The 25,061-nt window shown below is 68.3% G+C and carries 25 protein-coding genes; 13 read left to right on the top strand and 12 right to left on the bottom strand.

Translation table 11 applies throughout. From position 1 onward, the window contains the following. Positions 1-1,175: LeuA family protein (locus tag D3261_RS08140; protein ID WP_120071261.1), on the bottom strand; the 1,175-nt coding region annotated here is incomplete at its 3' end. Between the two features lie 214 nt (positions 1,176-1,389). Between D3261_RS08140 and D3261_RS08135 the strand changes: the two genes are divergently transcribed. The 5 genes from D3261_RS08135 to D3261_RS08115 all read left to right on the top strand — a co-directional run bounded on the left by D3261_RS08135 (position 1,390) and on the right by D3261_RS08115 (position 4,712). Next, positions 1,390-2,373, top strand: a complete 984-nt coding sequence (locus D3261_RS08135; RefSeq protein ID WP_120071260.1) for a bile acid:sodium symporter family protein — start codon at positions 1,390-1,392, stop codon at positions 2,371-2,373. A 37-nt stretch (positions 2,374-2,410) separates the two neighbouring features. Next, positions 2,411-2,704, top strand: coding sequence for a DUF5779 family protein (locus tag D3261_RS08130; protein ID WP_120071258.1), 294 nt, complete (start codon positions 2,411-2,413; stop codon positions 2,702-2,704). Between the two features lie 63 nt (positions 2,705-2,767). After that, positions 2,768-3,487 carry a hypothetical protein gene (locus D3261_RS08125; protein WP_120071256.1) on the top strand — a complete coding sequence of 240 codons (720 nt, stop codon included), beginning with the start codon at positions 2,768-2,770 and terminating at the stop codon, positions 3,485-3,487. Positions 3,488-3,574: 87 nt separating this feature from the next. Then, complete coding sequence (locus D3261_RS08120; protein ID WP_120071254.1) at positions 3,575-4,252, top strand: hypothetical protein; 678 nt, start codon at positions 3,575-3,577, stop codon at positions 4,250-4,252. 37 nt (positions 4,253-4,289) lie between these two features. Further along, positions 4,290-4,712 (top strand): hypothetical protein, encoded by a 423-nt coding sequence (locus D3261_RS08115; protein WP_120071252.1) that lies wholly within the window; start codon positions 4,290-4,292, stop codon positions 4,710-4,712. Here the strand turns inward: D3261_RS08115 and D3261_RS08110 are convergent. Next, on the bottom strand, positions 4,700-4,909 hold the full coding sequence (locus tag D3261_RS08110) for a ribbon-helix-helix domain-containing protein (RefSeq protein WP_007693818.1): 210 nt from the start codon (positions 4,907-4,909) through the stop codon (positions 4,700-4,702). The genes D3261_RS08115 and D3261_RS08110 overlap by 13 nt on opposite strands. Before the next feature lie 78 nt (positions 4,910-4,987). Between D3261_RS08110 and D3261_RS08105 the strand changes: the two genes are divergently transcribed. Next, the gene (locus D3261_RS08105) at positions 4,988-5,308 is read left to right on the top strand and encodes a hypothetical protein (RefSeq protein ID WP_120071250.1); all 321 of its coding nucleotides are present in this window, start codon (positions 4,988-4,990) and stop codon (positions 5,306-5,308) included. Here D3261_RS08105 and aglJ read toward each other — a convergent pair. Next, entirely contained in the window at positions 5,305-6,378 is a 1,074-nt protein-coding gene (gene aglJ / locus D3261_RS08100) for an S-layer glycoprotein N-glycosyltransferase AglJ (protein ID WP_120071248.1), read from the bottom strand. The two genes, D3261_RS08105 and aglJ, sit on opposite strands and share 4 nt — an antisense overlap. A gap of 134 nt (positions 6,379-6,512) precedes the next feature. Here aglJ and D3261_RS08095 point away from each other — a divergent pair, with 134 nt between their 5' ends. Then, positions 6,513-7,385, top strand: a complete 873-nt coding sequence (locus D3261_RS08095; protein WP_120071246.1) for a TrmB family transcriptional regulator — start codon at positions 6,513-6,515, stop codon at positions 7,383-7,385. A gap of 9 nt (positions 7,386-7,394) precedes the next feature. Here the strand turns inward: D3261_RS08095 and D3261_RS08090 are convergent, their stop codons facing one another. The 4 genes from D3261_RS08090 to D3261_RS08075 are packed head-to-tail and all read right to left on the bottom strand — an operon-like array spanning position 7,395 to position 12,567. After that, the gene (locus tag D3261_RS08090) at positions 7,395-8,342 is read right to left on the bottom strand and encodes a hypothetical protein (RefSeq protein WP_120071244.1); all 948 of its coding nucleotides are present in this window, start codon (positions 8,340-8,342) and stop codon (positions 7,395-7,397) included. Positions 8,343-8,402: 60 nt separating this feature from the next. Then, complete coding sequence (locus D3261_RS08085; RefSeq protein ID WP_120071242.1) at positions 8,403-9,656, bottom strand: sulfatase; 1,254 nt, start codon at positions 9,654-9,656, stop codon at positions 8,403-8,405. A gap of 54 nt (positions 9,657-9,710) precedes the next feature. After that, positions 9,711-11,153 carry a lipopolysaccharide biosynthesis protein gene (locus D3261_RS08080; RefSeq protein ID WP_233553938.1) on the bottom strand — a complete coding sequence of 481 codons (1,443 nt, stop codon included), beginning with the start codon at positions 11,151-11,153 and terminating at the stop codon, positions 9,711-9,713. 43 nt (positions 11,154-11,196) lie between these two features. Next, positions 11,197-12,567, bottom strand: coding sequence for a sulfatase (locus D3261_RS08075; RefSeq protein WP_120071238.1), 1,371 nt, complete (start codon positions 12,565-12,567; stop codon positions 11,197-11,199). Positions 12,568-12,981: 414 nt separating this feature from the next. Between D3261_RS08075 and D3261_RS08070 the strand changes: the two genes are divergently transcribed. Beyond that, a complete protein-coding gene (locus D3261_RS08070; RefSeq protein ID WP_120071237.1) occupies positions 12,982-13,926 on the top strand; it encodes a glycosyltransferase in 945 nt (314 codons plus the stop codon). A gap of 3 nt (positions 13,927-13,929) precedes the next feature. Here D3261_RS08070 and D3261_RS08065 read toward each other — a convergent pair whose 3' ends face one another. Then, the gene (locus D3261_RS08065) at positions 13,930-14,955 is read right to left on the bottom strand and encodes a glycosyltransferase (RefSeq protein ID WP_120071235.1); all 1,026 of its coding nucleotides are present in this window, start codon (positions 14,953-14,955) and stop codon (positions 13,930-13,932) included. After that, on the bottom strand, positions 14,948-15,901 hold the full coding sequence (gene aglG, locus D3261_RS08060; RefSeq protein ID WP_120071233.1) for a glucosyl-dolichyl phosphate glucuronosyltransferase: 954 nt from the start codon (positions 15,899-15,901) through the stop codon (positions 14,948-14,950). The genes D3261_RS08065 and aglG overlap by 8 nt, the downstream gene beginning before the upstream one ends. A gap of 115 nt (positions 15,902-16,016) precedes the next feature. Between aglG and D3261_RS08055 the strand changes: the two genes are divergently transcribed. From D3261_RS08055 to D3261_RS08045, 3 genes are all read left to right on the top strand, one after another. Further along, positions 16,017-18,974: an oligosaccharyl transferase, archaeosortase A system-associated gene (locus D3261_RS08055; protein ID WP_120071231.1), complete on the top strand. Its 2,958-nt coding sequence runs from the start codon at positions 16,017-16,019 to the stop codon at positions 18,972-18,974. Continuing rightward, on the top strand, positions 18,971-19,921 hold the full coding sequence (locus D3261_RS08050) for a DUF368 domain-containing protein (RefSeq protein WP_120071230.1): 951 nt from the start codon (positions 18,971-18,973) through the stop codon (positions 19,919-19,921). Before D3261_RS08055 ends, D3261_RS08050 begins: the two co-directional genes overlap by 4 nt. A 131-nt stretch (positions 19,922-20,052) precedes the next feature. Further along, complete coding sequence (locus tag D3261_RS08045) at positions 20,053-20,442, top strand: hypothetical protein (RefSeq protein WP_120071228.1); 390 nt, start codon at positions 20,053-20,055, stop codon at positions 20,440-20,442. 6 nt (positions 20,443-20,448) lie between these two features. Here the strand turns inward: D3261_RS08045 and D3261_RS08040 are convergent, their stop codons facing one another. The 3 genes from D3261_RS08040 to D3261_RS08030 form a co-directional block, all read right to left on the bottom strand. Then, positions 20,449-21,690 carry an HAD hydrolase family protein gene (locus D3261_RS08040; RefSeq protein WP_120071226.1) on the bottom strand — a complete coding sequence of 414 codons (1,242 nt, stop codon included), beginning with the start codon at positions 21,688-21,690 and terminating at the stop codon, positions 20,449-20,451. A 429-nt stretch (positions 21,691-22,119) separates the two neighbouring features. Then, positions 22,120-23,271: a cobalamin-independent methionine synthase II family protein gene (locus D3261_RS08035; RefSeq protein ID WP_120071224.1), complete on the bottom strand. Its 1,152-nt coding sequence runs from the start codon at positions 23,269-23,271 to the stop codon at positions 22,120-22,122. 62 nt (positions 23,272-23,333) lie between these two features. Next, positions 23,334-23,918 (bottom strand): TIGR00730 family Rossman fold protein, encoded by a 585-nt coding sequence (locus D3261_RS08030; RefSeq protein WP_120071223.1) that lies wholly within the window; start codon positions 23,916-23,918, stop codon positions 23,334-23,336. 96 nt (positions 23,919-24,014) lie between these two features. Here D3261_RS08030 and D3261_RS20335 point away from each other — a divergent pair, with 96 nt between their 5' ends. Next, on the top strand, positions 24,015-24,185 hold the full coding sequence (locus D3261_RS20335; protein ID WP_199693954.1) for a hypothetical protein: 171 nt from the start codon (positions 24,015-24,017) through the stop codon (positions 24,183-24,185). A 67-nt stretch (positions 24,186-24,252) separates the two neighbouring features. After that, positions 24,253-25,023, top strand: coding sequence for an SDR family oxidoreductase (locus D3261_RS08025; RefSeq protein ID WP_120071221.1), 771 nt, complete (start codon positions 24,253-24,255; stop codon positions 25,021-25,023). Positions 25,024-25,061: the final 38 nt, after the last annotated feature.

Raw genomic sequence — 25,061 nt, 5'->3', positions numbered from 1 at the left:
CTCATCGTCACCCGCTCCTTCTCGGCCCCGAAGTCCTTGACGCGACGCGTGCACTCGCGTACCTCGTCGTCGGTCGGCGAGTAGCCCGCCTCGACCAGCCGCTCGCGGACCGAGTGGGTGCCGGTGTGTTTGCCCAAGACGAGCTCGCGGCTCGCGCCGACCATCTCGGGGGTCATCACGCCGGGTTCGAACGTATCGGAGTTCTCTATCACGCCTGCGGCGTGGATCCCCGACTCGTGGCTGAAGGCGTTCTGCCCTACTACTGGTTTGTTGCCCGGCGTCTCGATGTCGCTCGCGGCCTCGACCAGCCGCGAGAGCTCGGTGATCCGCGTCGTGTCGATACCGGTGTCGACGTCGTAGAGCGACTCGATCGCCATCACGACCTCCTCGTAGGCGGCGTTGCCGGCGCGCTCGCCGATGCCGTTCACACTCACTTGGGCCTGCGCCGCCCCCGCCTCGAAGCCCGCGAGCGCGTTCGCGCTCGCCAGCCCGAAGTCGTCGTGGGTGTGAACGTCGACCTCGGCGTCGGCGTGCGCGCAGACGTCGGCGATCAGTTTGCCGAACCGAGTGGGTGTGGCGACCCCGCAGGTGTCGGGGACGTTGATCCAGTCCGCGCCCGCCGCCGAGGTGGCCTCGACGACGTCCCTGAGGTACTCGGGGTCGGTTCTGGTGGCGTCCATCGGCGAGAACATCACCTCGACGCCCGCCTCGGCCGCGCGCTCGACCGCGTTCACCGACCGTTCCTGCATCTCCGCGCGGTTCGAGTGCATCGCGTCCTCGAGCTGGATGTCGCTCGTCGACGCGAAGACGTGGACCATCTCGACGCCGGAGTCCAGCGCCGCCTCCACGTCCTTCTCGACCACGCGGGCCAACCCGCAGGTGGTTACGTTCGTGCTCTCGGCGATGTCGCGCACCGCCTCGAACTCCGCATCGGAGTTCACAGGAAAACCCGCCTCGATGACGTGGGTTCCCATCTCGTCCAGCACCGCCGCTATCTCGCGTTTGTCGTCGTAGCTGAACGAGGTGCGTGGCGATTGCTCTCCGTCACGGAGCGTCGTGTCGAAAATCCGTGCGTCGTCGAACTCAGTCGTATCTCCCAGGGTGCCCTGGAAGAACTCGACCCGCCGGGGTGTCCGACGAAGCCTCCGTGTCCGCGTTGTGGTAAGCCATTGCAATCCTCACGAGGCCGATGTAGCATATAAGTCTGGCGTTCCGAACCGGGGTTCGTCGGAAAGCCACTCGGAAGATCAACGATCATAAACCGTGATGGTGTGGGCGGGTCGCCGAGTACCTGATACCAAACCTTTTGATCCGGGCCGTGCAGGCACGGGACATGGATTGCCGGATGCGAACAACGGACACGCCCGGATCGAGCCGGGTGGCAGCGGTATGACCGTTCTCGACGGTCTCGAACGCGTCGGCGACCTCGCGAGCACCTACTTCGTGGTCTGGATCCTGGTCTTCGCGGGCGCGGCGCTCGTCACGCCCGACTCGTTCACGTGGATCACGCCGTACATCACGCCGCTGCTGGGGGTCATCATGCTCGGGATGGGACTCACGCTCCGTCCGGTGGATTTCGAGCGGATCGTCGAGCGCCCGCGCGACGTCGCCATCGGTGCGATAGCCCAGTGGGTCGTGATGCCGGTCGCGGCGTGGGTGCTCACCGTCGTCCTCTCCCTGCCGCCCGCGCTCGCGGTCGGCGTGATACTCCTCGGGGCTGCGCCCGGCGGGACGGCCTCGAACGTGATGACCTATCTCGCCGACGGCGACGTAGCGCTCTCGATCTCGATCACGACCGTGACGACGCTCGCCGCCCCGGTCGTGATGCCGGCGTGGGTTGTCGCGCTCGCGGGCGAACAGTTGCAAGTCACCTTCGCCGAGATGTTCTCGAGCATCGTGCAAGTCGTACTGATCCCCGTCGTCGCGGGGTTCGTTCTTCGACTCCTCCTCGACCGCTACGCGCCGCGGGTCGCCGAGACCGGTCTGAACGTCTTTCCCGCGGTCAGCGTGGTCGCCATCGTCGCCATCGTGGCCGCGGTGGTCGGCGCGAACGTCTCGAACATTCTGGGGGCCGGTCTGGTGGTCTTCGTCGCGGTGGTCGCCCACAACGCGGTCGGTCTCGGGGCGGGCTACGGCGTCGGCCGCGCGACCGGCATGAGCGAGGACCGGGTTCGGGCGTGTACCTTCGAGGTCGCCCTCCAGAACAGCGGGCTCGCGGTGGCGCTCGCGACGGCCTACTTCAGCCCGCTCGCCGCGCTCCCGCCCGCGCTGTTCAGCGTCTGGCACAACATCTCGGGGCCCGCGGTCGCGACCTACTTCTCGCGTCGGTCGCGGGCCGCCCGGACGGACGCGACCCCGGCGGGCGACGACTGAAGGGAGGGTTTTTGCCCACCGACGATGAGGGGCGGATATGAGCGATTTCGACCTGGACCTGCAGGCCATCGAAGGCGAGATCGACGAGGCGGACGGCGCGGCGACGCGGGTCGTCCTCGGCGTGCTCGACGGCGGAACCCCGAAGTCCGAGTGGGTCGCCGAGATCGAGTCGGGCGGCGTGCTCGTGCTCGCGGTCGAGGGCGACCTCAACCGGCTCGCCGGCGGCTTCGCGCGTGACGTCCGCGAACTCGGTGGCGAACTCATCCACTTCCGGCAGTTCCTGATCGTGACACCGCCGGGCGTCAGCATCGACACCGACCGATTGGGATAGCCCGACGGTCGCGTCGCCCTCGCCGGACGGAACCATTATTCGGCCGACGCGTGTATCCGGACCATGGATCTCCGAGACCGAGTAGCGGAGGCGAGGGACACGGCTGCGACGACCGCCTCCGGTGCCAGAGAGACCGTCTCCGAGAAGGCCGACGAGGCGAGAGGACGGGCCTCCGACGCCACGGGAACGGCTTCGACCGTGGTCTCGACGGCGACCCAGGCGGTTTCGGGGAGGGCCGACGACGCAAGAGGCCGTATCACGGCGCGGCTTCCCGACCGGCTGGTCGACGGGTCGGTCGTGCGCGAGCGGGTCGGGAACGGACCGTCCGTCCACCGGTTGACGTCGGTGTCCTACGAACGGTTCGCGTTGCCGGACGTCCGCGTGCGACCGGCTCTCGAACGGGGTGGCGACAGGGCCGCCACCGTCGCGCGGGAAGCCGACTTCCGACGGGTGTTCCGATTCGGGAAGGACGGGTTCGCATACGGGAAGACGGTCGGTGACTACGTTCCCGTCGTCGGCAGCTACCTCCCCTACCTCGGGTTCGCGACGGGCATCGGTGTCGGCGTGCTGGACGACATCGACGTCCTCACGGCCGACGCGGTCGCCGAGCTCTCCGCGTCACTCTCGGAAGCGCTGGAGCAGGTCGTTCGAAGCGACGGCGGGGACCCCCCCGAGCGCCCGGTCACCGACGCCGCTGCCGACCCCACGTTCGAGGAACCGGGATCGGGCGGACCGCAGGAGCTCCTGGAGATGGACTACGAGGAGTTCGCCGGCAAACGATAACGCCAACGCCCCGGGCGGTCTCGGCCACCCCGAAACGGACGTCCCCGCCACCGACGGCCTCATCCCACGCGCCCTCGAAGACGACGTATGCCGATGAAAGGTTCCGGCCGGGCGAGCTACGAGGAGATCGACCGGTTCGACGGCGGCGTTGGCTGGCTCGCCTACCCGGACGAACGCATGGAACGCGCGAGCCACGCGCTCACGACCGACGAGGGCGTCTGGCTGGTCGATCCGGTGGACACCGAGGGGCTCGACGACCTGCTCGCCGCGGAGGGCGAGGTCGCGGGCGTCGTGATCCTGCTCGACCGCCACAAGCGCGACGCCGCAACGATCGCGACCAGACACGACGTCTCGGTCCACATCCCGTCGTGGATGGCGGGCGTCGCCGACGACATCGAGGCCCCGGTCGAGCGATTCTCCGGCGAACTCGGCGGAACGGGCTATCGCCTCCGGATGGTCGCGACCCCGCTCTGGCAGGAGGCACTGCTTTACAACGAGGACGAGGGAACCCTGGTGGTTGCGGAGGCGGTCGGCACCTCCGAGTACATGCGAACCGGCGACGAGCGCCTCGGGGTCCACCCGATGCTCCGCCTCCTGCCGCCCCGCCGGTCCTTCCGGGACCTCTCGCCCGACCGGGTCCTGCTCGGTCACGGGGCCGGCGTCCACGACCACGCGAGCGCGGCGCTCTCCGCGGCGCTCTCGGGATCCCGTCGGCGCGCACCCGCGCTGTACGCGAAGGCCGCACGGCTGTTCCTCCCCGGATGACCGCGGGCACGCCGCCCGCCGACGGTCGGACCGGCCGATGAGGACCGTCCACGCGACCCGCGGGCTCGTCGACGGGCTGCTCGATTTCGCGCGCGAGGCCGAACCCGAGGCGGTGACGATCCCGCTCGCGACCACGCCCGCTGGCGAGTTCGCGCCCGACCTCCCGCCCGAGACGCCCGTCTTCACGCACTTCTACTTCCCGGAGGCCGGCGGTGCGGTCTCGGCGGTCTTCGGCGTCGACCTCGGGGTTCCGGCCGGCCAGACACAGGGTCGGTTCGTCTCACATCCCCAGGGAAGACTCGAGCTCACCAAGGCCGACGACCTCCACGGGACGGTCTTCGTCGCGGTCGCGCCGTGGGAGCGGGCGTCGCTCGCGGCCTTCGGGCGCGACGGGCGGGAGAAATCGCTCGAACTCGTCGACACCGACCCGCCCGCGGAGTCCGTGGATCAGCCGAGGTAGCCGAGGTCCCGGAGCTGGTCGGTTATCTCGTCGAACTCCGCCTCGGTGAGCTCGCCCTGTTGTTGGTGCTGGATCACGATGCTTCGGAGCAGGAAGCGAACGAGGTCGCTGGTGCTCGAAAAGCTGGTGCCCTCGATGGTCTCCTCCACCCGGTCGGCGAGGTCCTTCGGGATCGAGACGGTGGTGTAGTCGGTCATAGTGGGGGAAACACAGCCCGCCGGATAGTCGTTGTGCACTGTCCGCAGGGTTTTCGTCGCCCGAGCCGTACGGCAGGTATGGCCGCGCGCCCGCCCCAGGACGACCCCGCCGAACCCGACGCCATCACGTTCGGGATCGCCGCGCTCGACGGTCGCCTCGCCGAGGCCGACCTCAGCTACCCGACGGACGCCGCGACGGTCGTCGAGACCCTCGGCGACCCCGAGATCCCCTACGACCCCGCCGGCCAGTCGATCCCGCTCTCGACGGCGCTCGACGAGGCCGACGCGAACCGATTCGAGGACGAGAACCGGTTGCTCGACGCGCTCCATCCCGTCTTCGAGGAGCGCCGGCAGTCCGCGTCCACGGGCTTGCTGGCGCGGCTCCGGGCGCTGTTCTAGTCGCGCTCTGCGCCGACGCGTTCAGCGGGCGGGTCGGTCGAGGGGTCGCGCTTCGGTGACCGGTCCGGCTCGTCGGCCGATCCGGCCCGCTCCATCGAACTGCCGGGCCGGTAGTCGTCCGTTCGCGGGCGGTCGGTCGCCTCCCGGTCGAGCAGCGCCTCGAACCGTCGGGTCTGCTCGCGGTTGATCGCGAGGATCATGTCCGAGAGCACGCCGAAGATCACCAGCTGGACGCCGACGATGATGGCGAAGGCCGCCGCGACCGCGAGCACCTCGTGGGAGACCCGGAGGGTAACCCACTCGACGAAGACGTAGGCCGCGACGACGACCCCTGCGAGCCCCGAGAGCACGCCCGCGCTCCCGAAGTAGAAGAGCGGGTTGTTGGTCTTCGCCAGCCGGTAGAGCGTGAGGAGGATCTTCGCGCCGTCGCGGACGGGTCTGAGGTTGGTCTCGGAGTTCTCGGGGCGGGCGTGGTACTCTATCGGTACTACTGTGAGGGGAACCCCGTGTTTGACGCACTCGACGGCGAGTTCGGTCTCGATACCGAAGCCGTCCGCTGCGGGGTTGCACTGCTCGAACGACTCGCGGGTGAACGCGCGATAGCCGCTGAGGACGTCGCCGACGTCGCGACCGTGGATCGAGCGGAACGCCCGGTTGATCAGTCGGTTCCCGACGCCGTTGAACCGGGTCATCGCGCCGTCGGCCATGTCGGCGTAGCGGTCGCCGACGACGTGGTCGGCTTCCCCGGTGAGGAGGGGTTCGAGGAGCGCGTCGGCGTCGGCCGGACGGTACGTGCCGTCGCCGTCGAGCATCAGGAGGTAGGGAGCCGTCGAGCGCGCGACGCCCTCGCGAACCGCCTGGCCCTTGCCGGTGCCCCGTCCCCGTCCGGACTGTTCGACGACGCGCGCGCCGTTCTCCCGTGCGGTCTCGACCGTGTCGTCGGTCGAGTGGCCGTCGACCACGAGCACGTTCTCAAACCCCCGTTCGCGGAACTCGCCGACGACGTCGCCGATCGTCGCGGCCTCGTTGTAGGTCGGGATCAGCACGCAGACGTCGCCGCGGTCGACCATTTCACCCACGTCGGCGACCCACGCGCAAAACCCTTCGGACTCGGTCGAACGCCGTCTCGGACGGTCTTCCGACGGGGGCCACCCCTGTCGACGAATGACAGCGCGTTTAGGGGCCCGGCGACGAAGGGGCGGGTATGAGCGACCCGACGGGGACCCTCGCCGACCTGGGTCTCACGGAGTACGAACGGCGGGCGCTGGCCGAGCTGTTCGAGCTCGGTCGGACCACCGCGCCGACGCTCGCGGGAGCGACCGGGGTGCCGAAAGCCCGGATCTACGGGGTGCTGGAATCGCTCTCCGACCAGGGCTTCGTCGAGGTGATACCCGGACGACCGAAGGAGTACCACGCCCGGTCGCCGGCGGAGGTGCTCGACCGGGCGACCGAGAATCGCCGTCGGGAGTACGAGGCCTTCCGCGAGGAGGTCGAAGGGTCGCGCGAGGCCTTCCTTGCGGAGTTCGGCCCGCGATACGACGACGCGGCCGAGAGCCGGGACGACGAGCTGTTCTCGGTCGTGGACGTCGGCGAGCCGAGCGAGGCCGAGGCGCGCCGGCTCTACCGTACCGCCGAGACGGAGGTCAACGTCATCACGACGAGCTTCGAGTACCTCCCGACCGTCGAGACGGCGCTCGAAGAGGCGCTTGACAGGGGGATCGCGGTCCGGGTGCTCATGCTCCACCCCGACCACGTCCCGGGCGGGGAGCGCTCGCCCGCGGAGAAACGTGAGGTGCAGGCCGGGATCGTCGACCGCCTCGCGACGGCGTACCCGGCGGTCGAGATCCGCTTTTCGACCGGCAAACTCCCGTGGCGCGGCACGTTCCGCGACCCGAGCGTGGCCTACGACTCGGGCGAAGCGGTTCTGCTCGTCGAGGAGAACGACGTCCCGAACGCGATCCGACAGGCCGCCGTTACGAGCAACGGCTCGTTCGTCGCCGGTCTCGAACGCTACTTCGAACTGATCTGGGAGTACGAGAGCCTGGCCGAGTACCCGGACCCGTCGCCGTCGGATTGATCCAGATGACTACGTCCGTTCGTCCTCGGTGTAGCCGAGCGCCGCCAACCGTTCCTCGACCGCCGACGACGTTTCGCCCGACCCCTCATCCGCCGGTCGCGGGTCGGGCTCGCGGGTGTGGCGGTCGGTCGCGCTCGTCACGAACCACGGCACCTCGCGAAGAACTCTCAGGGGGACGTTCGGATGGCCGTAGATCCCCCACTCGCCCGCCGCGTTGCCGTGGTCGGCGGAGATAGCCACCCGATCGGCGTCGAGGTTTTCGAGGAGGACGGCCACGTCGTCGAGGACGTACCGGAGGTTCGCGGCGTAGGCCCGCCAGACCGCTCTTCTTGTGAACTCGCCGCGCCGGAGGCCCTGCCAGGCCATCTCGCGACCGTCGCGCCACTCGTCGAGGGTCGAGACGTCGCCGAGCGGGCGCGGCACGCTCGGGAAGTGGGGCTGCATGTAGTGGACGATGAGCCGACCGTCCGAGTCGAGGTGGTCCCGACCCGCCCGGATCGCCCGGTCGGTCACGGTTCGTGCGGGTACGATCCCGACCTCGTCGTCCCAGCCGTCGCGCCAGACCTCGTCGAGGACGCGGAACCAGTCGGCGTCGAGATACTGGTGGGTGAACGGGTTCGCGCTGACGTGGACGGTGTTCGCCATCTCTTCTTCGTACCCATCGGAAAACGTCCGCTCCAGCCACTCGTAGGAGGTCGACCCCGGCGAGCGGTGGGTGCCGGGTGAATCGAGGAAGTCGTAGGCCGGCGCGACCCCGCGCATGAGGTCGGCCCGGCAGCCGTCGAGGATCAGGAGGGCGTCCCAGTCGCGGTCGTAGACGTTCACGCCGGGGTCGACGAAGCGGTCCGCCCGCCGGAGCGCGCCGACCCGGAGTTCGTAGGCGCTCTCGTGGACGCCGGCCATCCCATCGCGGGCGACCCGCGCCCGGGTTTCGTCGATCCAGTCGGCGAGCGTCATCGTCTCGACAACCTCGATCCACTCCCAAAGGTCTGTCGGGGTCGGTTCGAGGGGACCAGTTCAGCGGTAGCCGAGCGCGCGGAGCCGGTCGTCGATCGCGAGGCGTTCGGTGGCGACGCCCTCGGATTCGGGGAGTCGGCTCGCGAGTTCCCGCAAGCGCTGGGGGTCGGGGTCGTCGACCGGCGCGCGCTCGGCGGGGTCGGCGACGAGGTCGTAGAGTTCGGGTTCCCAGTCGCGGTTCGGGTACTCGACGTACTTCTCCGTCGAGGTTCGAAGGGCCCGAACCCAGTTCTCCTTCCCGCGGAGCGCCGCGCCGCAGGCCCGGATGTAAGCCTCGCGGTCGTCGAGTCCCTCGCTTGCCGGGGTGAGCAGCGACTCGCCGTCGATACTCGCCTCCCAGTCGAACCCGAGCGCGTCGAGCAGCGTCGGGAAGATATCCACTTGGCGACAGACAGCGGTCTCGCGACCCGGTTCGATGTCGGGCCCCGAGAGGACGAGTGGGACGTTCGCGACGTGGTCGAAGACCGTCTCGCCGTGACCGTTCTCGACGAAGCGGTCGTGGATCGGTGCGGGTGCGAGGCTCTCCGCGAGACGGTCGAGTCCCCGTTCCATCCTCCGTGTGTCGACGCCGAACTCGTAGCGAGCCTTGTCGCGGACGCGTTTCGCGACTCGGCGGAGGGGGTTGTGTCGCCACGTGATGCTCTCGCCGTGGTCGCCACAGAGCGCGACCACCGTGTCCTCGGGAACCGATTCGAGGAGGCGTTCGAGATACCGGTCGAGCGCCGAGAGCGCGCGTTCGTAGGGCCAGCGACCGTTCTCCCGATTTCGGTACCCTGCCGGCACTGTGATGGGTTCGTGGAGCTCCCAGAGGTGAAGGTAGCAAAAGAACGGGTCATCGCTCGCGAGCAACGAGTCAAGCGCGTGCGGTTCCCAGCCGTCGAACACCGACTCGGTGTTCTCGCGGTAGCGGTAGGTGTCGAACCCTCGGTCGAGGTCGGTGTCAGCCACCAGCGGGCCGGTGACGAACGCGGCGGTGTCGTAGCCCGCCCCGGAGAGTCGTTCGGCGAGTGTCGATACGTCGGGCGCGAGGCGGGCCTCCCGGAGCGAGCGGACGCCGTTTCCTTCGGCGTAGCGCCCAGTCATCATGCTCGCGACACAGGGGGTCGTCGTGGTGGCCGACGCGAAACAGTTGGCGTACGACTGCCCACCCGTGACGAACGAGTCGAGAAACGGGGTCTCACCCCAGCTGTCGTCGATCGCGTCGCCGCGCAGACAGTCGACACAGAGGAGAAGCAGGTTCGGCGTGTCGGGCATCGAGTTGGTGTGGGTTGCGGAGGGGCGGGCTTCAAAACATCGATGGAAGCGGGCTCAGGGGATGGGGAGGTTCCGCCGAACCGTGGCGCGAAACCGGTTCGAGAGCCCGACGAGCCCGACGAAGTAGACCGCCCCGCCGAACGTGACCAGGCCGACCGTCCACGGCACGCCGGCGGGTGCGGGGCCGCGGGCCGCGAGAACCACGACGCCCATCGCGACGGCGGCGACGGCCTGGTTCGCGAGTTCGCGGGCGGGTATCGGGACGGCGATGACCTTTCGGAGCAGGGCGTAGCCGAGGACGAGTCCCACCGCCGCCGAGGTCGTGGTGGCGACCGCCGCGCCGAGCCAGCCGAAGGCGTAGACGAGACCGAGGTTGAGGACGAGGTTGGTGGCGACGAAGACCACGTTGACCCGGAAGGCGGCGTCGGGGCGGTCGACGGCCGCGAGGACGTTGGTGAGTTGGGATTCGTAGACGTAGAGCAACCGGCCCACGACGAGCACGACGAGTACGGTGTAGCCCTGCACGAACTCCGGGCGATAGATCGCGAGCACCCGGTCGCCGACGACGAGACAGCCCACGAGGCCGGGCACCACGAACAGGCCCGAGAAGGCGATCGAGTCGTCGATCAGCCCACGGATCGCCTCCCGATTCTCGGCGCTCGACAGTCGGCTGATCGCAGGGAAGAGCGTGGTGCTCACCGACGCGCCGAACACCGCGAGGATCGAGGCGAGGTTCCAGGCGACCTCGTAGATCCCGATCTGACTCGAACTCACGGCGAAGACCGGGACCGCGAGCACGAGGGTGTCCATCGAGGCGAAGGTCCGGGATTCGAGCCCCGAGAACCACGAGTACTTGGCGTAGTCGAGCATGCTCGCGACCTGTGCGCGGGTCGGGAGCTGTGGTCGGAGACCGAGCAGCGCGATACCCACCATGCCCGTGACGAATTCCGCCGCCGCGAACCCCGTCAGGAGCCACTTGACCGTGCCGAGGCCAACGACCACGACCCCGATCTGGAGGAGGCCGCGAAGCAGCCGGTCGAACGGCCCAAGAAGTGAGGAGAGGTCCACGCGGTGACGGCCTTCGAGCGCGGCCCGGACCTGCCAGACGAGGAGTCCAGTGAAGAGCAGGACGATCAGCAGTAAGGCGGCGTCAGTTCGCAGGTAATCGTTGACCGGGCCGCGGAAGACCAGGATCGCCGCCGCGAGGAGAACGAACGCGAGCGCTTGCAGCGAGAGTCCGCCGCCGAAAAATCTCGCTTGGTCCGTACCCTCGCTGATGCGCTTTCGGGTCGCCATCTGGATGCCCTGGCCGCCGAGGACCTTCCCCCAGACCACGACCGCCGCGACGAGGTAGTACTCCCCGAGCACCGCGCTCCCGAGTTCGCGCGCGAGGTAGATCGTCACCACGAACCCGAAGACCGAGGTCGCGACCTCCGAGACGAAGTTGACGACGGAGGTCTGGCCGATCCGCATCAGCGACTCACGGGGTTCGTCCACGCGTCCCTGAGCGAGGGGACCGCCGGAGGAGACACGCGCGTCATCACTCCGCGTAGCCGAGGTCGCGGAGGCGCTGTTTCGTGGTCTCGTCCATCGCCACGGTCGAGAGGTCGTCGTCGGTCGCGACTATCGTCCGGCGGTGGTCGTCGAGGATCGCCTCGATGCGCTCGCACTCGTCGGGGTTGTCGGCCACGACGTTCGTCTCCTCGCCGGGGTCGGCTCGGAGGTCGTAGAGCGCGCCCGACCCGTCACGTTCGACGTACTTCCAGCGCCGGTCGCGGTAGGCGTAGCGGTGTTCGCCCTCGCCGGTGTTCTCGGCCGACCAGTCGCCGAGAACGTGCTCGCGTGGCCACTCCCCGGTTCCGTCGAGCAGCGGGCGAAGGCTGTGGCCGTGGAAGGCTTCGGACTGCGTTCCGCCCGCGTAGTCCACGATGGTCGGGGTCACGTCGAGCAGTCCCACGATCTCGTCGTGCGTTCTCGGCTCGTTGGCTCCGGTTCCGAGGTCGACCACCAGCGGGACGTGGAGCACCTCGTCGAAGAAGGTCTGTGAGTGGCCGAAACGTCCGTGTTCGCCGAGCGCCTCGCCGTGGTCTGCGGTGAGTACGATCACGGTGTCCTCGCCCCAGTTGCGGCGAACGGACTCGATCAGGCGACCGATCTCGGCGTCGGCGAAGCGGGTCTCGGCATCGTAGAGGTCGATCAGGGTCTCGCGTTCGTCGGGAGTCAGGTTCTCGGGTTCCTCGACCATCGTCCGGCGGAGGCGCACCGCCTCGCGTTCGTCCACCGGGTCGAGCCCCAGGGCGCGCTGGTGGCGCTCGGGTGGGAGGTAGGGGTGGTGGACGTCCATGTAGTGAACCCAACCGAATCGCGGCCCTTCGGACTGTTTTTCGGCCCACGCGAGCGCCTTGTCGGTGATCTCGTCGGCCCGGACGTAGGCCGAGCCGAAGGAGAGGCCGGCCTCCTTCTCGGCGGTGTCGACCGCGCCCGAGAGGAGTCGGTAGAGCGCGCCGTCCTCGTCGAGTCGGCTCTTGACGACCTGCTTGAGTCGCGCGAGCTGGGAGGGATCCGTTTTGGAATCGAAGAAGCGGTCGAAGCCGCGGTCGTAGCCGAACTCCGCCGAGAGATAGAGGTTCGAGTGAAAGCCGGCGGTGTGATAGTCGTCGGGGAGCGCCTCGGGGAGGAGGGTCTGGTTTTCGGAGACCCGTTCGTAACCGCCGTACATCAGCGCCGTCGCGGAGGTCAGGATCGAGGGGAAGGAGGCGCGGGTCGCGCACGCGTGAGCGAACGCATTCTCGAAGCGGTGGCCGCCGGTCGCGAGCGCGTCGATGGCGGGGGTCGTCTCGCGGCCGTAGCCGTAGCAGGAGAGGTGGTCGGCTCGGAGCGAGTCGACGGTGATGAACAGCACGTCTCGCATCGTTCGTTTCGAGTCCTCCCCACGGCTTTGAGTACCTTTCCCTCCGTCGTCGGTCGGGTTTTCGGCGGACGAACTGGCTCGGTAGGGGGTCGGTGCGGTGGTGGTGTAGTGCGGGTGCGGTGGTGGTGCGGTTGCGGTACGGGATGCTGTGGCGCGCGCTCGCGACCGGTCCGAACGAGAGTGAGGACCAGTCGCGGACATTGTGCGAGGGATGAACGGCGCGAGGGCGAAGCCCGAGCAGAGTGAATCGGTTGGGGAGGCGTGTGGCCGGTTGCGGAGCGGTGCTGTGCGGTCTCTCGTTTGCGTCGGGTATTGCCATCGCTGTGTCTGCTCATCGTGAATCACCCGGATCGCTCGCAGCATCTCGAACGGAAAAGGCGTTAACCCACGCTCCTCGACACCGTAACGAGAAACGTGCCGAAGACCGTCTCGCTCCCGCGTTCGCTCCGGACAGGAGGAGGCCCGCTCGTCTCGGTTATCGTGCCGACCTACGGCGACGCCGAGTACCTCCCCGAAGCGCTCGAATCCATCGCGAACCAGACCCACCGAAATGTCGAGATCGTCGTCGTCGATAGTTCGAGTGTGGACTGGCTCCGCGACCTCGCCGACCAGGTCGAGGGATTCGAGTACGTCGAACAGGAGCCGCGGGGGTTGGCGGCGGCGCGGAATCGAGGGCTCGACGCCGCCACCGGCGAGGTGGTCGGATTCCTCGATGCCGACGACCGGTGGTGTCCCGAGAAACTCGAAGCGCAGCTCGCGGCGCTCGACGCCGGTGCCGATATCGTCTACTCGGATGTCTTCCTCCTCGAAAGTGGGACGAAACGCTATCAGTCATCGTTGCCGGTCGAGAACCCCGAGGCGCACCACATCGACTTCCTCTACGAGGGCGGCGTGCCGATGCCGACCGTCGTCGCCCGGCGGGAGTGCTTCGACGACCACCGTTTCGACGAGCGCCTGCCGGCGGTCGAGGACCGCCACCTCTGGGCCCGGCTGTTCGCCCGCTATCGACCCGCGCGGGTGGCCGAACCGCTCGCGTGCTACGCCGTGCGCGAGGGTTCGATGAGTTCGGACGCGGCGGTCATGTACGAATCCGAACTCGAAGTGATCGCGGACCTCTGCGACCGACTGCCGGAGCTCGAACCCCATCGCGCGGCGCTCGAACGCAAGGCCGAGTACAAACACGGGAAACGGCTGCTTCGGGCCGGCGACGCCGTGGCTGCCCGTGCTCCGCTCCGGGCGGCGCTGTCGGGCGACCACTCCGACCCTCGGGTCCTCGCGCTGCTCGCGATTTCGTACCTCCCGCGGGGTCATCGACGGGCGCTCCGCGCGCTCGAACGCCTCCAAGAACGACACCAGTAGGTTCTATTGCGCCGGTTCCCCACGACCGACGACGCGTCTGAGAACCTGCGCGTAGCCTTCGGCGACCCGTGCGTAATCGAACGCCTTGACGTACTCTCGGAAGGCCTCGAGGTCGCGGTCGGGCGCTCGCCGTACCGCGTGGGCGACGCTCTCCGGGGTCGGGTCGCAGGCTTCGACGAACTCGCCGAATCGGTCCTCGACGCGACCGTGGAGCCCGACGGTCGGTAGCCCCGCGGCGGCGTATTCGAGCACCTTCAGGGTGTGCGGGTCGTCGACCAGCGCGATTCCCACGTCCGCCGCGTGGAGATAGCCCGGAACCCGTTCGTGTGCGACGCTCCCGAGGAAGACGACGTTCTCGCGCTCGGCGACGGCCCGTTCGACCAGCCCTTCGAGCGACCCCGTGCCGAGCACCACGAGGGTCCAGTCGTCGAGGTGGGCCATCGCGCCGAGGAGAGCTTCGACGTGATAGATGGGTTCGAGCCCGCCGACGTAGACCGCGAGAGGTGTGTTCGGGTCGACGTCGGCATCCACGAGGTGGCTTCGTGCGTCCGCGACGGCCTCTTCCTCGGGATCGGCGAACGCGTCGAAGGACACCCCGAGGTCGGTCTCCGTCGCGGCGCGGGCGTAGCGCTCGACGCGCGGGCGCTCCTCGTCGTAGACGGAGAGCGTGTGGTCGGCGACCCGGAAGGCGACGTTCTCGGCGAGGCGCACTCCGAGCGAGAGCGCGGTGCCGTGGGTTTCGGTGAACTGTCGGATGGGGTCGACGTGGTCGACGACCAACGGAACTCCCGCGAGCTTCAGCCCCGCCCCCGCGAACGCGCCGGCCCGCGTCGTTCCGACCACCACGTCGTACGTGGCGCGTTCACGGAACGAGGCCAGCGCGGTTCTCGGAGTCGTCCCGCGAAGCGTGACGCGAAACCCGCGTGCTTCGAGCTGCTCCGCGATCCGACGGCGACCCACGCTGATCGTCTCGGGTTTGTCCGGCGTGAGCCAGAGCACGCGAATCGGGTTCTCGATATCCTTAGCCATCGTCGGGCTCCGCGGGACGATACCGAAGGGTCGCGTAGACGTATCCGAACCCGACGAGTCCGGTGAGCACGAGGAGCGCGAGGAGTTGGCTCGCGCGCTCGCGTGAGGGATGCCGAACGAGGTCAGCGAGCCGCCGCGGGAGGGATCTCGTCAGAAGCAGCCCCAGAAACGCGCTCTCCTCGCTCGTCGAGTCGGGGACGAACGACTCCATCGCGCGCTTCGAGTAGCCCTGCCAGAACGCCCGTCCCGCGAGCCACCGCGGGTTCGTCCGGTAGGCGAACACCTTGTGGCCGACGAGCGCCCCCGGGTCGTACCACACCCGTTCGCCGTACTCGCGTTCGAGCCGGGCACAGAGTTCGGTTTCACCGCCCTGGAGCTTGTTGTCCCCCTTCCGACCACCGATCTCGGTGTCGAAGCCACCCAGGTCGAGGAAGACCCCGCGGCGGAAGGAGAGGTTCGAACCGTTGGTGTTGCGGACCTCGCCCGCGCGGTGTTCGTCGCCAGCGGGACCGAACCCCCGGTGGGTGACGCCGACGAGCCAGTAGAACTCCGCCGGGAGGAATTTCGGCCTGCCGGCGACCCACTCGGGCGTCATCCGCCCGCCGACGGCGAGCGAATCGTGGTCCTCGTAGGCCGCGACGAGACGGGCTATCCACTCCGGGTCGGCCCGCGCGTCGTCGTCGAGGAAGGCCACCACGTCGCCGTCGGCGACCTCGGCCCCCGTGTTTCGGCTCTCGAGCAGGCCTACGTTCTCGTCGTTTTCGTGGATCGTGACGTCGTCGTGACTGGCGTAGGTCCCCCGAACCCGGTCGGCGAGCGCGGGGTCGCCGTCGACCACCACGACGAGTTCGGCGGGGTGGGTGTTGGCGAGCACGCTGTCGGCGGCGGCGCGGAAGTCCGAGAACAGCGCCGGGTCGTAGGTACAGAGCACCACTGACACCCGCATGCGCTGGCTGGGATCGGTCACGGCATAGCCCTTTTCGTTTCGGTCGTCGGGCGGGGAGAGGACTCACGTCGGGCGTTTCACAAGCTTTATGCGCGTCTTCTTGCTGGGATGGACAATGAGCCAACGCCGGGAACGTCTCGCCGATTCGGTTCCCGACCCGGTTCTCGACGCGGTCGCGTCGTGGTATCACGTCCCGGTTCTCCTCCTCCTCGTCGCGTTCATGCTCTGGATACGGGTCCGCAACTGGCGGAACTTCATCGTCGAGGGGCAGGTCTACTTCAGCGGCAACGACGCCTGGTACCACCTCCGGCAGGTCCAGTACACCGTCCGAAACTGGCCCAGCACGATGCCGATGGACCCCTGGACCGGTTTCCCCGAGGGCGCGACGGTCGGCCAGTTCGGCACCCTCTACGACCAGCTCGTCGCCACGGCGGCGCTGGTCATCGGCGGCGGCAGCCCGTCGGCCCAGACCACTGCACTCACACTGCTGTTCGCGCCGGCGGTGCTGGGAACGCTGGTGGCGATCCCCGCCTACTTCCTCGGCAAGCGGTTCGGCGGGCGGCTCGGGGGACTGGTCGGCGTCGCGGTGCTCGCGTTCTCGCCCGGTTCCTTCCTCTCGCGCTCGATCGCCGGCTTCTCCGACCACCACGCCGCCGAGGTGTTCTTCCAGGTCCTCGCGGTCGCGCTCCTCGTCGTCGCCATCGTGGTCGGCGAGCGCGAGAAGCCGATCTACGAACAGTTCGTCGAGCGCGACGTCTCGAACCTCCGAAAGCCCGTCGGCTGGGCGGCGCTCGCCGGGCTCGGCTTCACGCTCTACGTCTGGTCTTGGCCGCCCGGCGTGCTCCTCGTGGGGGTCTTCGGCGTCTTCCTGCTCGTGGCGCTCCCCCTCCAGTTCCTCCGGGACGAGAGCCCCGAACACCTCGCGATAGTGGGCGCGGTCTCGCTCGGCGTCGCTGGCGTACTGCTGCTCGCGACGTTCGACACCACCGAGGTCAGCGCGTCGAGCTTCTCGCTGCTCCAACCGCTGCTCGCGCTCGTCGGTGCCGTCGGCTGTGTCTTCCTCGCCTGGCTCGCGCGCGTCGTCGAGCGGAGCGACTATCCCAGCTACGCCTACCCCGGCACGATCCTCGGGCTGTTCGTCGCCGTCGTGGTCGTGATGGCGGTCGCCCTCCCGGACCTGCTCGGTTTCTTCGTGAACCAGATCGTCCGTACGATCGGGCTGGGGTCGAACGCGACCGCCCTCACCGTCGGCGAGGCACAGCCGCCGTACAGTGCGGGCGCTCCGTTCGGTCAGGCGGTGAGTCAGGCCGTCGGCTTCCTCTTCAACTCATACGCGTTCGCGCTCGTCGGGGGTGCGGTGGGGGCGGTGCTGATGCTGTTCGCCCTCGCGCGTGGTCGACTGAAACACCGAACGGCGGCCGGGTTCGTGCTGCTCTGGACCGGCTTCATGCTCGCCGCGACCCTCACCCAGTCGCGGTTCGATTACTACCTCGTGACGCCGGTCGCGGTGCTGAACGCGTACCTCGTCGGCTGGGTCGTCGACTACTTCGGCGAGACCGACGCCCGCGCGACCCTCCGAAGCCTCCGTCTCCGTCAGGTCCTCACCGTGGTCGTGGTGGTGCTGTTCATCACCGCGCCGCTCGCGGTCGGCGGGAGCGCGGGCACGGTGACCACCGCCGGGAGCTACGCCGACCAGGGCTCGACCCCCGGATCGACCGTCCAGGGCTGGGACGGGGCGCTGGAGTGGCTCAACACCAGCACGCCCGCCGAGGGCACCTACGGCGGGGCGGACAACGAGATGGGCTACTACGAGCGCTACGACCGCACGGACGACTTCGACTATCCGGACGGCTCCTACGGGGTCATGTCGTGGTGGGACTACGGCCACTGGATCACCGTGCTCGGCCATCGGATCCCGGTCGCGAACCCGTTCCAGCAGAACGCCCACGAGGCCGCGAACTTCCTGCTCGCGCCGAACGAGTCCCGCGCCAACCAGATCGCGACCACGCCCGAAGGGGAAGGCGACCGGTACGTGATGATCGACTGGCGGATGGGTGACGTCGCCGGCGGTGCGCTGTACACCGTGCCGTACACCTGGTACAACGACGGCCCGATCTCGCTCGCCGACGACGTGTTCGTGGTCGCGAACCAGACCTCGGGGAGCCAGTTCGTCGCGTACAACCAGCGCCACTACGAGACGATGCGAACCCGGCTCTACGCCTTCCACGGCTCGGCGATCGAGCCCGAACCGGTCGTGATCGACTACGACACGACGCAGGCGACCTCCAGCGGCGTACAGGCCAGGGTCACGAGCGGTAACCATCCCACGGTCAGGGAGTTCGACACCATGAGCGACGCACGCGCCTACGTCAGGAACGACAGTACCTCCCAGATCGGTGGCGTCGGGAAGTACTCCGAGGAGTACGTCCCCGCGCTCCAGCACTACCGGCTGGTCAACGCGACGGAGACGAGCGGTCTCCTGAGCTCGCAGTCGTTCTACCAGTCCCTGATCAACCAGAACCAATCGACGGGACTGAGCCCGAACGAGCTCTACGCCACCCCGCAGAACTGGGTCAAGACCTTCGAGCGGGTCGACGGGGCGACCGTCGAGGGCCAGGGACCGCCGAACAGCACCGTCGAGGCCAGCGTCGAGCTGCAGATGCCCCCCTCACCGGTGCTCGACGACACGTTCACCTACACCCAGCGGGCGAACACCTCGGCCGACGGCTCGTTCACGATGACCCTGCCGTACTCCACGACGGGCTACGACCAGTGGGGCCCGGAGCAGGGCGCGACCAACGTCTCGATCCGGGCGACGGGCCCGTACACGTTCGAGACGGCGGGCGCGAACGACACCGGCCCGAGCACGACCGTCGACGTCCCCGAGGGCGCGGTGATCGGCCGGACCGACGGCCAGGTAACCGTCGACCTCCAGCAGGGGTCGGCGTCGGGTGCGAACGCCTCGAACGCAACGACGAACGCCTCAGCCACTTCAAACGCGACGGCGAACGCCTCGGCCACCTCGAAACGCGCTCCCGTCGCTGAAGGGGCCGCTGTGAGCGTGGTACGATGAGCCGTCGGCGCTCCATGCGGGCGCTGGTCGTCGTCTACCTCAAGGGCATCTTCATGGGTGCGGCGGACGCGGTGCCGGGCGTCTCCGGCGGCACGATCGCGCTCATCACGGGGATCTACGAGCGGCTCATCGCCGCGATCACCGCCCTCGACCCGCGGGCGCTCCGCTACCTCCCGCGGCTCCACCGCCGGACCGGCCGCGCCGCGTTCCGCGACGCGCTGGTCGAGATGGACATCCCGTTCCTGATGGCGCTGGGACTGGGTATCGCGACGGCGCTGGTCACGGTCGCACGGCTCATGGCGTACGCGTTCGAGACGTATCCGGCCTACGTCGCCGCCCTGTTCTTCGGGTTGATCGCCGCTTCGGCGGTCGTCCTCTACGAGTACGTCTCGCTCGATACGCCGCGCCGCGTCGCGGTCGGGGTGTTCGGGTTCGTACTCGCCTTCGTGGTCTCCGGGCCTGAGGTCGGGAGTTCGCTCCCGAACTCGCCGACGATCGTCCTCTTCGCGGGCGGGATCGCCATCGCCGGGATGATCCTCCCCGGGATCTCCGGGGCGTTCTTCCTCTACGTGCTCGGCCAGTACGAGTACCTGAGCAACACCCTCACGACGTTCACGAACCGTCTCGCTGGCTTGCTCTCGGGAGGGTCGGTCGCCGGGTTGGTCGAACCCGGTATCATCATCGTCGCGTTCGGGGTCGGCGCGCTGGTCGGGCTGTTCTCGATCTCGTACGCCATCCGGTGGGCGCTGGCGAACTACCGTGCCGCGACCCTCACGTTCCTCGTGAGCCTGATGGTCGGCGCGCTTCGCCTTCCGGTGACCGATATCCTCGACCACACGTCGAACCCCGGTCCGACAGTGATCGGGACGATCCTGGTCGTGGCCGTTTTCGGTGGCGTGCTCGTGCTCGTCGTCGACCGGTTCACCGAGGATATCGAATTCTCCTGAATCGGGGTCTAGAACGGTAATTTTCGCCACCATCTGTGTGGTATTATTGGCGGGGATCGTCATAGCTGACCGGCAGTTGCAGGCTCAACCCGAAAGGGGTCCGCGAGTGTTCGAATAGATGGATACAAACCATGAATCCCCTTCCCGAGGACTTGCAGCTTCCGAGTGGCTGGATCTGCAAGCGAGCGTGCGCGGACGAACTCGTTCTCGGTCGGTGCGCGGACGGGTTCGAGGTCATCGCGGCGCGGACCAGCGACGCCGACCGGCTCCCGTTCGAGCCGTCGCGCGGGTGGGACCTGTCGTGTCGGATCCGGGCGGGCGAGTCGGTGAGCCAGCGGTCCATCGGTCGGGTGTCGACCCAACGCGCGGCGCTCGCCGCGCTGCGGTCGTGCATGAAACGCGTGACGGAGCTCGCCGACGCGCGCTCGGCCGACGAACTCAGTCTCGCGGTCGTGGTTCAGGACATCCACAACCAGTGTGAGATCCCGTCGATGACCCACGGCCGCGCGGTCAGCGGCTAATTCGCTTCACCGGATCGTCGCCAGCCGATTGAGCGCGTAGACGATCCGGAGCACCTCGGCGGCGTTTCCACGGTCGAAGACGAGTTCGTCGGTCCGGATGACGTAATCGAGCACCGCGCGAGAGGCGTGTTCGGGGGCGGCGGCGAGACCGCTGTCCCCGACCCACTCCATCACCCGGAGGTCGGACTTCGAATCGCCCATCACCAGCGGGAACGCCTCGTCGATACCGAGCACCTCGAAGGCCGCCTCGACGCCGACGACCTTGTTGAGTTCGAGGCTCCCGATCTCGGCCGCGTCGGCCTCGTAGTAGGCGACGTCGATGCGCTCGAAGGTGTCCGTGACCGCCGCCGGGATCTCTTGACTATCGAGGTTGGGAAGCCCGTCGCGGGCTTCGAGCACCCCTCGGATCTCGGGGTCCGCATCGGCGTAGAACCCGCGGGCCCAGTCGGTTCCGGCTCCGTCCGCCGTGGTATCGGTACGGTCGGCGACGGTCTCGCCGAGGAGGTCGAGGAGGTGACACAGCGCGGTGTCGATGACCTCGGCCGCTGGGTCGCTGCCGACCTCGGCGTTCGGCTTGAGGGTGACGTTGAACTCGTTGCCCTGGAGGTGACAGCCCTCCCGGATCGCCTCGGGTGCGTCGGGGAGCACCCGCGAGCGGATCCGGTAGAAGACGTCCTGTATCTCCTCGTCCAAGTCCTCGTAGAGGAGTTCCTTCGTCTGCGGGCCGTGGCCGGGCGTGAACGCGCCGGTGCCGGCCTCGTAGACGATGCTCACGGTCCCCGAGTGGACGAGTTCGCTACCGAGACCCTGGATCGTGAACCCCTTGACGTTCTCCAAGGTCTGCCCCGTGCAGATCACGATCGGGACGCCCGCCTCGTGGAACTCGGTAAGGTAGTGGAGGGTTTCCCTGGGGATCTCGTTGTCCGTGCTACCCGCCGAGCGGAGGGTCTCGTCGACGTCGAGCACGAGGGCGTTCACCCGACGGCCGTGTTTGGTACAGAGGTCGAGCGCGGTGAACGCCTCCTCGCGGGTGGCGTGGGCGGCGACGTCGGCGAGGGTCTCGCCGGCCTCGAAGGCGTCCCGGATCTCGTCCTTTCGGTCCGTGAGCTCGGCGTCGATCGCCTGGTAGTGTTCGAGCGCGACCCGCGAGTCCACCGGCGGGAAGACGTCGACGAAGCGCTGGTGGTCCCGAAGCGCGTCGGCGTCGAACTCGTCGTAGAGCTCGTAGAGGAGGTCGTAGCGGTCCATAGCCGCAAGACAGCCCCCGTGGTGAAATACTGTCGGACGGGAGCGGTGTCGAGTCGGGTGGTCGGCGGCTGGCGCGCGGGAGCGGTCGACGTGTGTGGTTGGCAGGCGGTGTGGTCGTGGTACGGTTGCGGTGGCGGACGGTCGGCGCGCGCTGGCGGTCGTGCGCGAACGGCGAGGTTTGAGCGAAGCGAGAACCTCGATGCGAACGGGGAACGAAGTGACCCGTGAGCCGCAGTGAGCGCGCGACCGCGAACACTGTGCGAGGGATGAGCACCGCAGCGAGTGAAACGAGCGAGGAGCGCAGTCGGTTGGGGAGGCTCGTGGCTGTCGCGTGGTGGTTGGCGGTGCGGTCTCTCGTTTGTAACGGGTTATCCGCGGTCGTCGCCGACACACCATCTCCGTCAAAATCAGGAATTCGCTTCGAACCAGTCAGTAGATCCGCTCGGTCGCGATCGCCGCACCCTCGACCAACGCACCGAGTTTCGCCCACGCGATCTCGGGGTTGACCATTCCCAACCCGGCCTGCGTCCCGAAGCCACAGTCGGGGGCCGCGACGAGCGGGGTGTCGTCGTCGACCGCGTTCGCGACGCGCTCCAAGCGGTCCGCGATCGTCTGCGGGTGGTCGATGATGTTCGTCTTCACGTCCACCACGCCGGGCATGAGCGTCCAGCCGTCCGGGACCGGGTGTTCGGCGAACGCACGGTACTCGTGCTGGTGGCGGGGGTTGGCCTGCTCGATGCTCAATCCCGTGATGTCGGCCTCGTAGATGACCGGCAGCATCTCGGCGAGGTCGGCGTCGAGGTGGCCGGGGCCCTCGTAGCTCCCCCAGCAGGTGTGCAGCCGGACCTGCTCGGCGGGGACGTTTTCGAGCGCGCCGTTGAGCGCCTCAACGTTCCGGCGCGTGACCTGTTTGACGTCCTCGATGGACGCGTCTGCGAGGGCTTCGGTCTGCCCGGCGGTCAGGAGTTCGGGCGCGTCGATCTGGAGGGTGAGCCCGGCGTCGGCGACGATCTCGTACTCCGCCTGCATCGCGTCGGCGGCGGCAGTGAGGTACGCCTCGTGGGTGTCGTAGTAGTCGTTGACGTGGGTCGCGGTGACGACGCTCGGCGAGGCCGAGGTCATGAACGTGTCCTCGAAGTCGGCGTCGGTGTCGGCGAGGGCGGCCCGGAAGCCCTCGATCTCGGCTTCGGCCTCCTCGTGGCCGGTGTACTCGATCGCGTCGGCGACGACCGGCTGCATCGCGAGGTCGATCACGTCCGTTCGGAAGGTCTGGTCGGCGTAGTCGGGGTAGTCCTGGAGGTCCGCCCAGAGCTCCTGTTCGCGTTCCCCCTCGATACCGCTGAGGCGGTCCTTGACGTACCAGTTGAACGAGACTCGGGACTGCTCGCCGTTGTTGGCGATGTCGAGCCCCGTCTCGGCCTGGCGTTCGACGACGTCGTGCGTGGCGTCCGCGACGGTCGTCTCCCACTCCGTTTCGTCCACCGCCTCGCCGTCCTGGCGGTCGGTGAGGAGGTCGAGCAGTTCGGGGGGCCGCGGCAGGCTCCCGACGTGCGTCGTCCGGATCCGACGGTCGTCTCCCATGTATTCACTCGGGTTATCGGAGCGCGTGTTGATATAACCAGCGGTACTTGTCCCTCGGGAGGTCAGGTCTCGTCGGGGCTGTCGAGCACGTCCTTCAGCGGCGGGGCCTCGTACTCGGCGAACCGGTCGAGGAGCGCTTCGGGGTCGTTCTCGACGATGACCATCGCCCGGTGGGCCGGGCTCACGAACTCCTCGGTCACCTGATGGTCGAAGAACGCCGCGAGGTCGGCATAGTAGTCCGCGACGTTCAACAGTCCACACGGGTCGTCGTGGAGCCCGAGCTGGGTCCAGGTGAGGACCTCGGTGAGTTCTTCGAGGGTCCCGAAACCGCCGGGAAGCGCGACGAACCCGTCGGCGAGGTCGACCATCCGCTGTTTGCGCGCGTGCATCGAATCGACGACGTCGAGTTCCGTGAGCCCGTCGTGGGCGACCTCGGCATCGACGAGCGACTCCGGGATCACGCCGTGGGCCTCGCCGCCCGCGTCGAGCGTCGCGTCCGCGACCGCACCCATCAGTCCGACGTCGCCGCCACCGTAGACCAATCCGATCTCACGGTCCGCGAGCGTTCGCCCGAGTTCCGTGGCGGCGTCTCGATACGCCGGTCGTGCGCCGATACTCGATCCGCAGTAGACACAGAGACGGTCCATGTTCACTGTTTTCGCCGGGAAGCGAAGTGCCGTCTGATCTGCTGTGGCTCGTTCCGAGCGGGAAGGTTTACCCCGCCGGAGCGAGTTGGGTCCCCTATGGCAGGACTCATTCAGCGAACCGCGGAAGCGATCGACGACATGTGGCAATCGATCTGGGGCGGTTCGAGCCGTCTCGAGAAGGTAATCATCGCCGTGTTCCTCCTCGTGACCGGGCTCGCGATCCCGGTGATCCCGATCGTCTGGCTGGCGCGCCTCGTCGCGAACTGAGCCGCCCAGGAGCACGGCCGGCACGGGCAACCCGGTATCTTTTCGAGGAAACTGACCGCAGTGTGGTATGACCGAACTTGTAGCGGACCGAACGGCCGTCGTCACCGGCGCTGCGAGCGGGATCGGCCGCGGGATCGCGCTCTCGCTCGCCCGCCACGGCGCAGCCGTCGTCGTCGCCGACATCCGCGAATCCCCCCGAGAGGGCGGCGCGCCGACCCACGAGCGGATCGAGGACGAAACCGAGGGCCGCGCAACGTTCGTCCACTGTGACGTGACCGAACGTGAGGGGATAGTCGACGCCGTCGAGGCCACCGAGGAATTCGGCGGGATCGACGTCATGGTCAACAACGCCGGCTACAGCCGGGACGAGGCGTTCACCGACGTCGACGAAGACGCGTACGACGACATGATGGACGTGAACTCGAAGGGAACGTTCATGGGGGCGCAGGTCGCCGCGGAGCGGATGGCCGAGACGGGTGGCGGAAGCATCATCAACGTCTCCAGCGCCGAGGGCCTCCAGGGGATCGGCGACCACCCGACCTACGGCACGTCGAAGGGTGCCGTCCGGACGCTCACGTACTCGCTCGCCGATGCGCTCGCGCCCGACGTCCGGGTCAACGCGATCCACCCGGGACTGATCGAGACGACGATGACGACCGAGGACACCCCGATGATCGGCACCGAGGACGAGGACGAGTTCCGGGAGAAGATCGCGCTCGACCGCGTCGGCCAACCCGGCGACATCGGCCGAGCGGCGGTGTTCCTCGCGAGCGACCTCGCGGGCTACGTCACCGGCGAATCGCTCGTCGTCGACGGCGGCATGACGAGCACCATCTGACCGGTCACGGACTCGGTTCGTAGAACGAGGAGATCGGT

Source organism: Halococcus sp. IIIV-5B (assembly GCF_003602035.1).
In the GTDB taxonomy this organism is placed as follows: domain Archaea; phylum Halobacteriota; class Halobacteria; order Halobacteriales; family Halococcaceae; genus Halococcus; species Halococcus salsus.
The sequence above is the reverse complement of the archived record's forward strand: the minus strand, read 5'-3'. Positions and strand labels throughout refer to the sequence as shown.

Bases quoted from the DNA above. Each gene is read 5' to 3' on its own strand.
- D3261_RS08135 (WP_120071260.1), top strand. From the start codon at position 1,390: ATGACCGTTCTCGACGGTCTCGAACGCGTCGGCGACCTCGCGAGCACC.
- D3261_RS08130 (WP_120071258.1), top strand. From the start codon at position 2,411: ATGAGCGATTTCGACCTGGACCTGCAGGCCATCGAAGGCGAGATCGAC.
- D3261_RS08125 (WP_120071256.1), top strand. From the start codon at position 2,768: ATGGATCTCCGAGACCGAGTAGCGGAGGCGAGGGACACGGCTGCGACG.
- D3261_RS08120 (WP_120071254.1), top strand. From the start codon at position 3,575: ATGCCGATGAAAGGTTCCGGCCGGGCGAGCTACGAGGAGATCGACCGG.
- D3261_RS08115 (WP_120071252.1), top strand. From the start codon at position 4,290: ATGAGGACCGTCCACGCGACCCGCGGGCTCGTCGACGGGCTGCTCGAT.
- D3261_RS08110 (WP_007693818.1), bottom strand. From the start codon at position 4,909: ATGACCGACTACACCACCGTCTCGATCCCGAAGGACCTCGCCGACCGG.
- D3261_RS08105 (WP_120071250.1), top strand. From the start codon at position 4,988: ATGGCCGCGCGCCCGCCCCAGGACGACCCCGCCGAACCCGACGCCATC.
- aglJ (WP_120071248.1), bottom strand. From the start codon at position 6,378: ATGGTCGACCGCGGCGACGTCTGCGTGCTGATCCCGACCTACAACGAG.
- D3261_RS08095 (WP_120071246.1), top strand. From the start codon at position 6,513: ATGAGCGACCCGACGGGGACCCTCGCCGACCTGGGTCTCACGGAGTAC.
- D3261_RS08090 (WP_120071244.1), bottom strand. From the start codon at position 8,342: ATGACGCTCGCCGACTGGATCGACGAAACCCGGGCGCGGGTCGCCCGC.
- D3261_RS08085 (WP_120071242.1), bottom strand. From the start codon at position 9,656: ATGCCCGACACGCCGAACCTGCTTCTCCTCTGTGTCGACTGTCTGCGC.
- D3261_RS08075 (WP_120071238.1), bottom strand. From the start codon at position 12,567: ATGCGAGACGTGCTGTTCATCACCGTCGACTCGCTCCGAGCCGACCAC.
- D3261_RS08065 (WP_120071235.1), bottom strand. From the start codon at position 14,955: ATGGCTAAGGATATCGAGAACCCGATTCGCGTGCTCTGGCTCACGCCG.
- aglG (WP_120071233.1), bottom strand. From the start codon at position 15,901: ATGCGGGTGTCAGTGGTGCTCTGTACCTACGACCCGGCGCTGTTCTCG.
- D3261_RS08055 (WP_120071231.1), top strand. From the start codon at position 16,017: ATGAGCCAACGCCGGGAACGTCTCGCCGATTCGGTTCCCGACCCGGTT.
- D3261_RS08050 (WP_120071230.1), top strand. From the start codon at position 18,971: ATGAGCCGTCGGCGCTCCATGCGGGCGCTGGTCGTCGTCTACCTCAAG.
- D3261_RS08045 (WP_120071228.1), top strand. From the start codon at position 20,053: ATGAATCCCCTTCCCGAGGACTTGCAGCTTCCGAGTGGCTGGATCTGC.
- D3261_RS08040 (WP_120071226.1), bottom strand. From the start codon at position 21,690: ATGGACCGCTACGACCTCCTCTACGAGCTCTACGACGAGTTCGACGCC.
- D3261_RS08035 (WP_120071224.1), bottom strand. From the start codon at position 23,271: ATGGGAGACGACCGTCGGATCCGGACGACGCACGTCGGGAGCCTGCCG.
- D3261_RS08030 (WP_120071223.1), bottom strand. From the start codon at position 23,918: ATGGACCGTCTCTGTGTCTACTGCGGATCGAGTATCGGCGCACGACCG.
- D3261_RS20335 (WP_199693954.1), top strand. From the start codon at position 24,015: ATGGCAGGACTCATTCAGCGAACCGCGGAAGCGATCGACGACATGTGG.
- D3261_RS08025 (WP_120071221.1), top strand. From the start codon at position 24,253: ATGACCGAACTTGTAGCGGACCGAACGGCCGTCGTCACCGGCGCTGCG.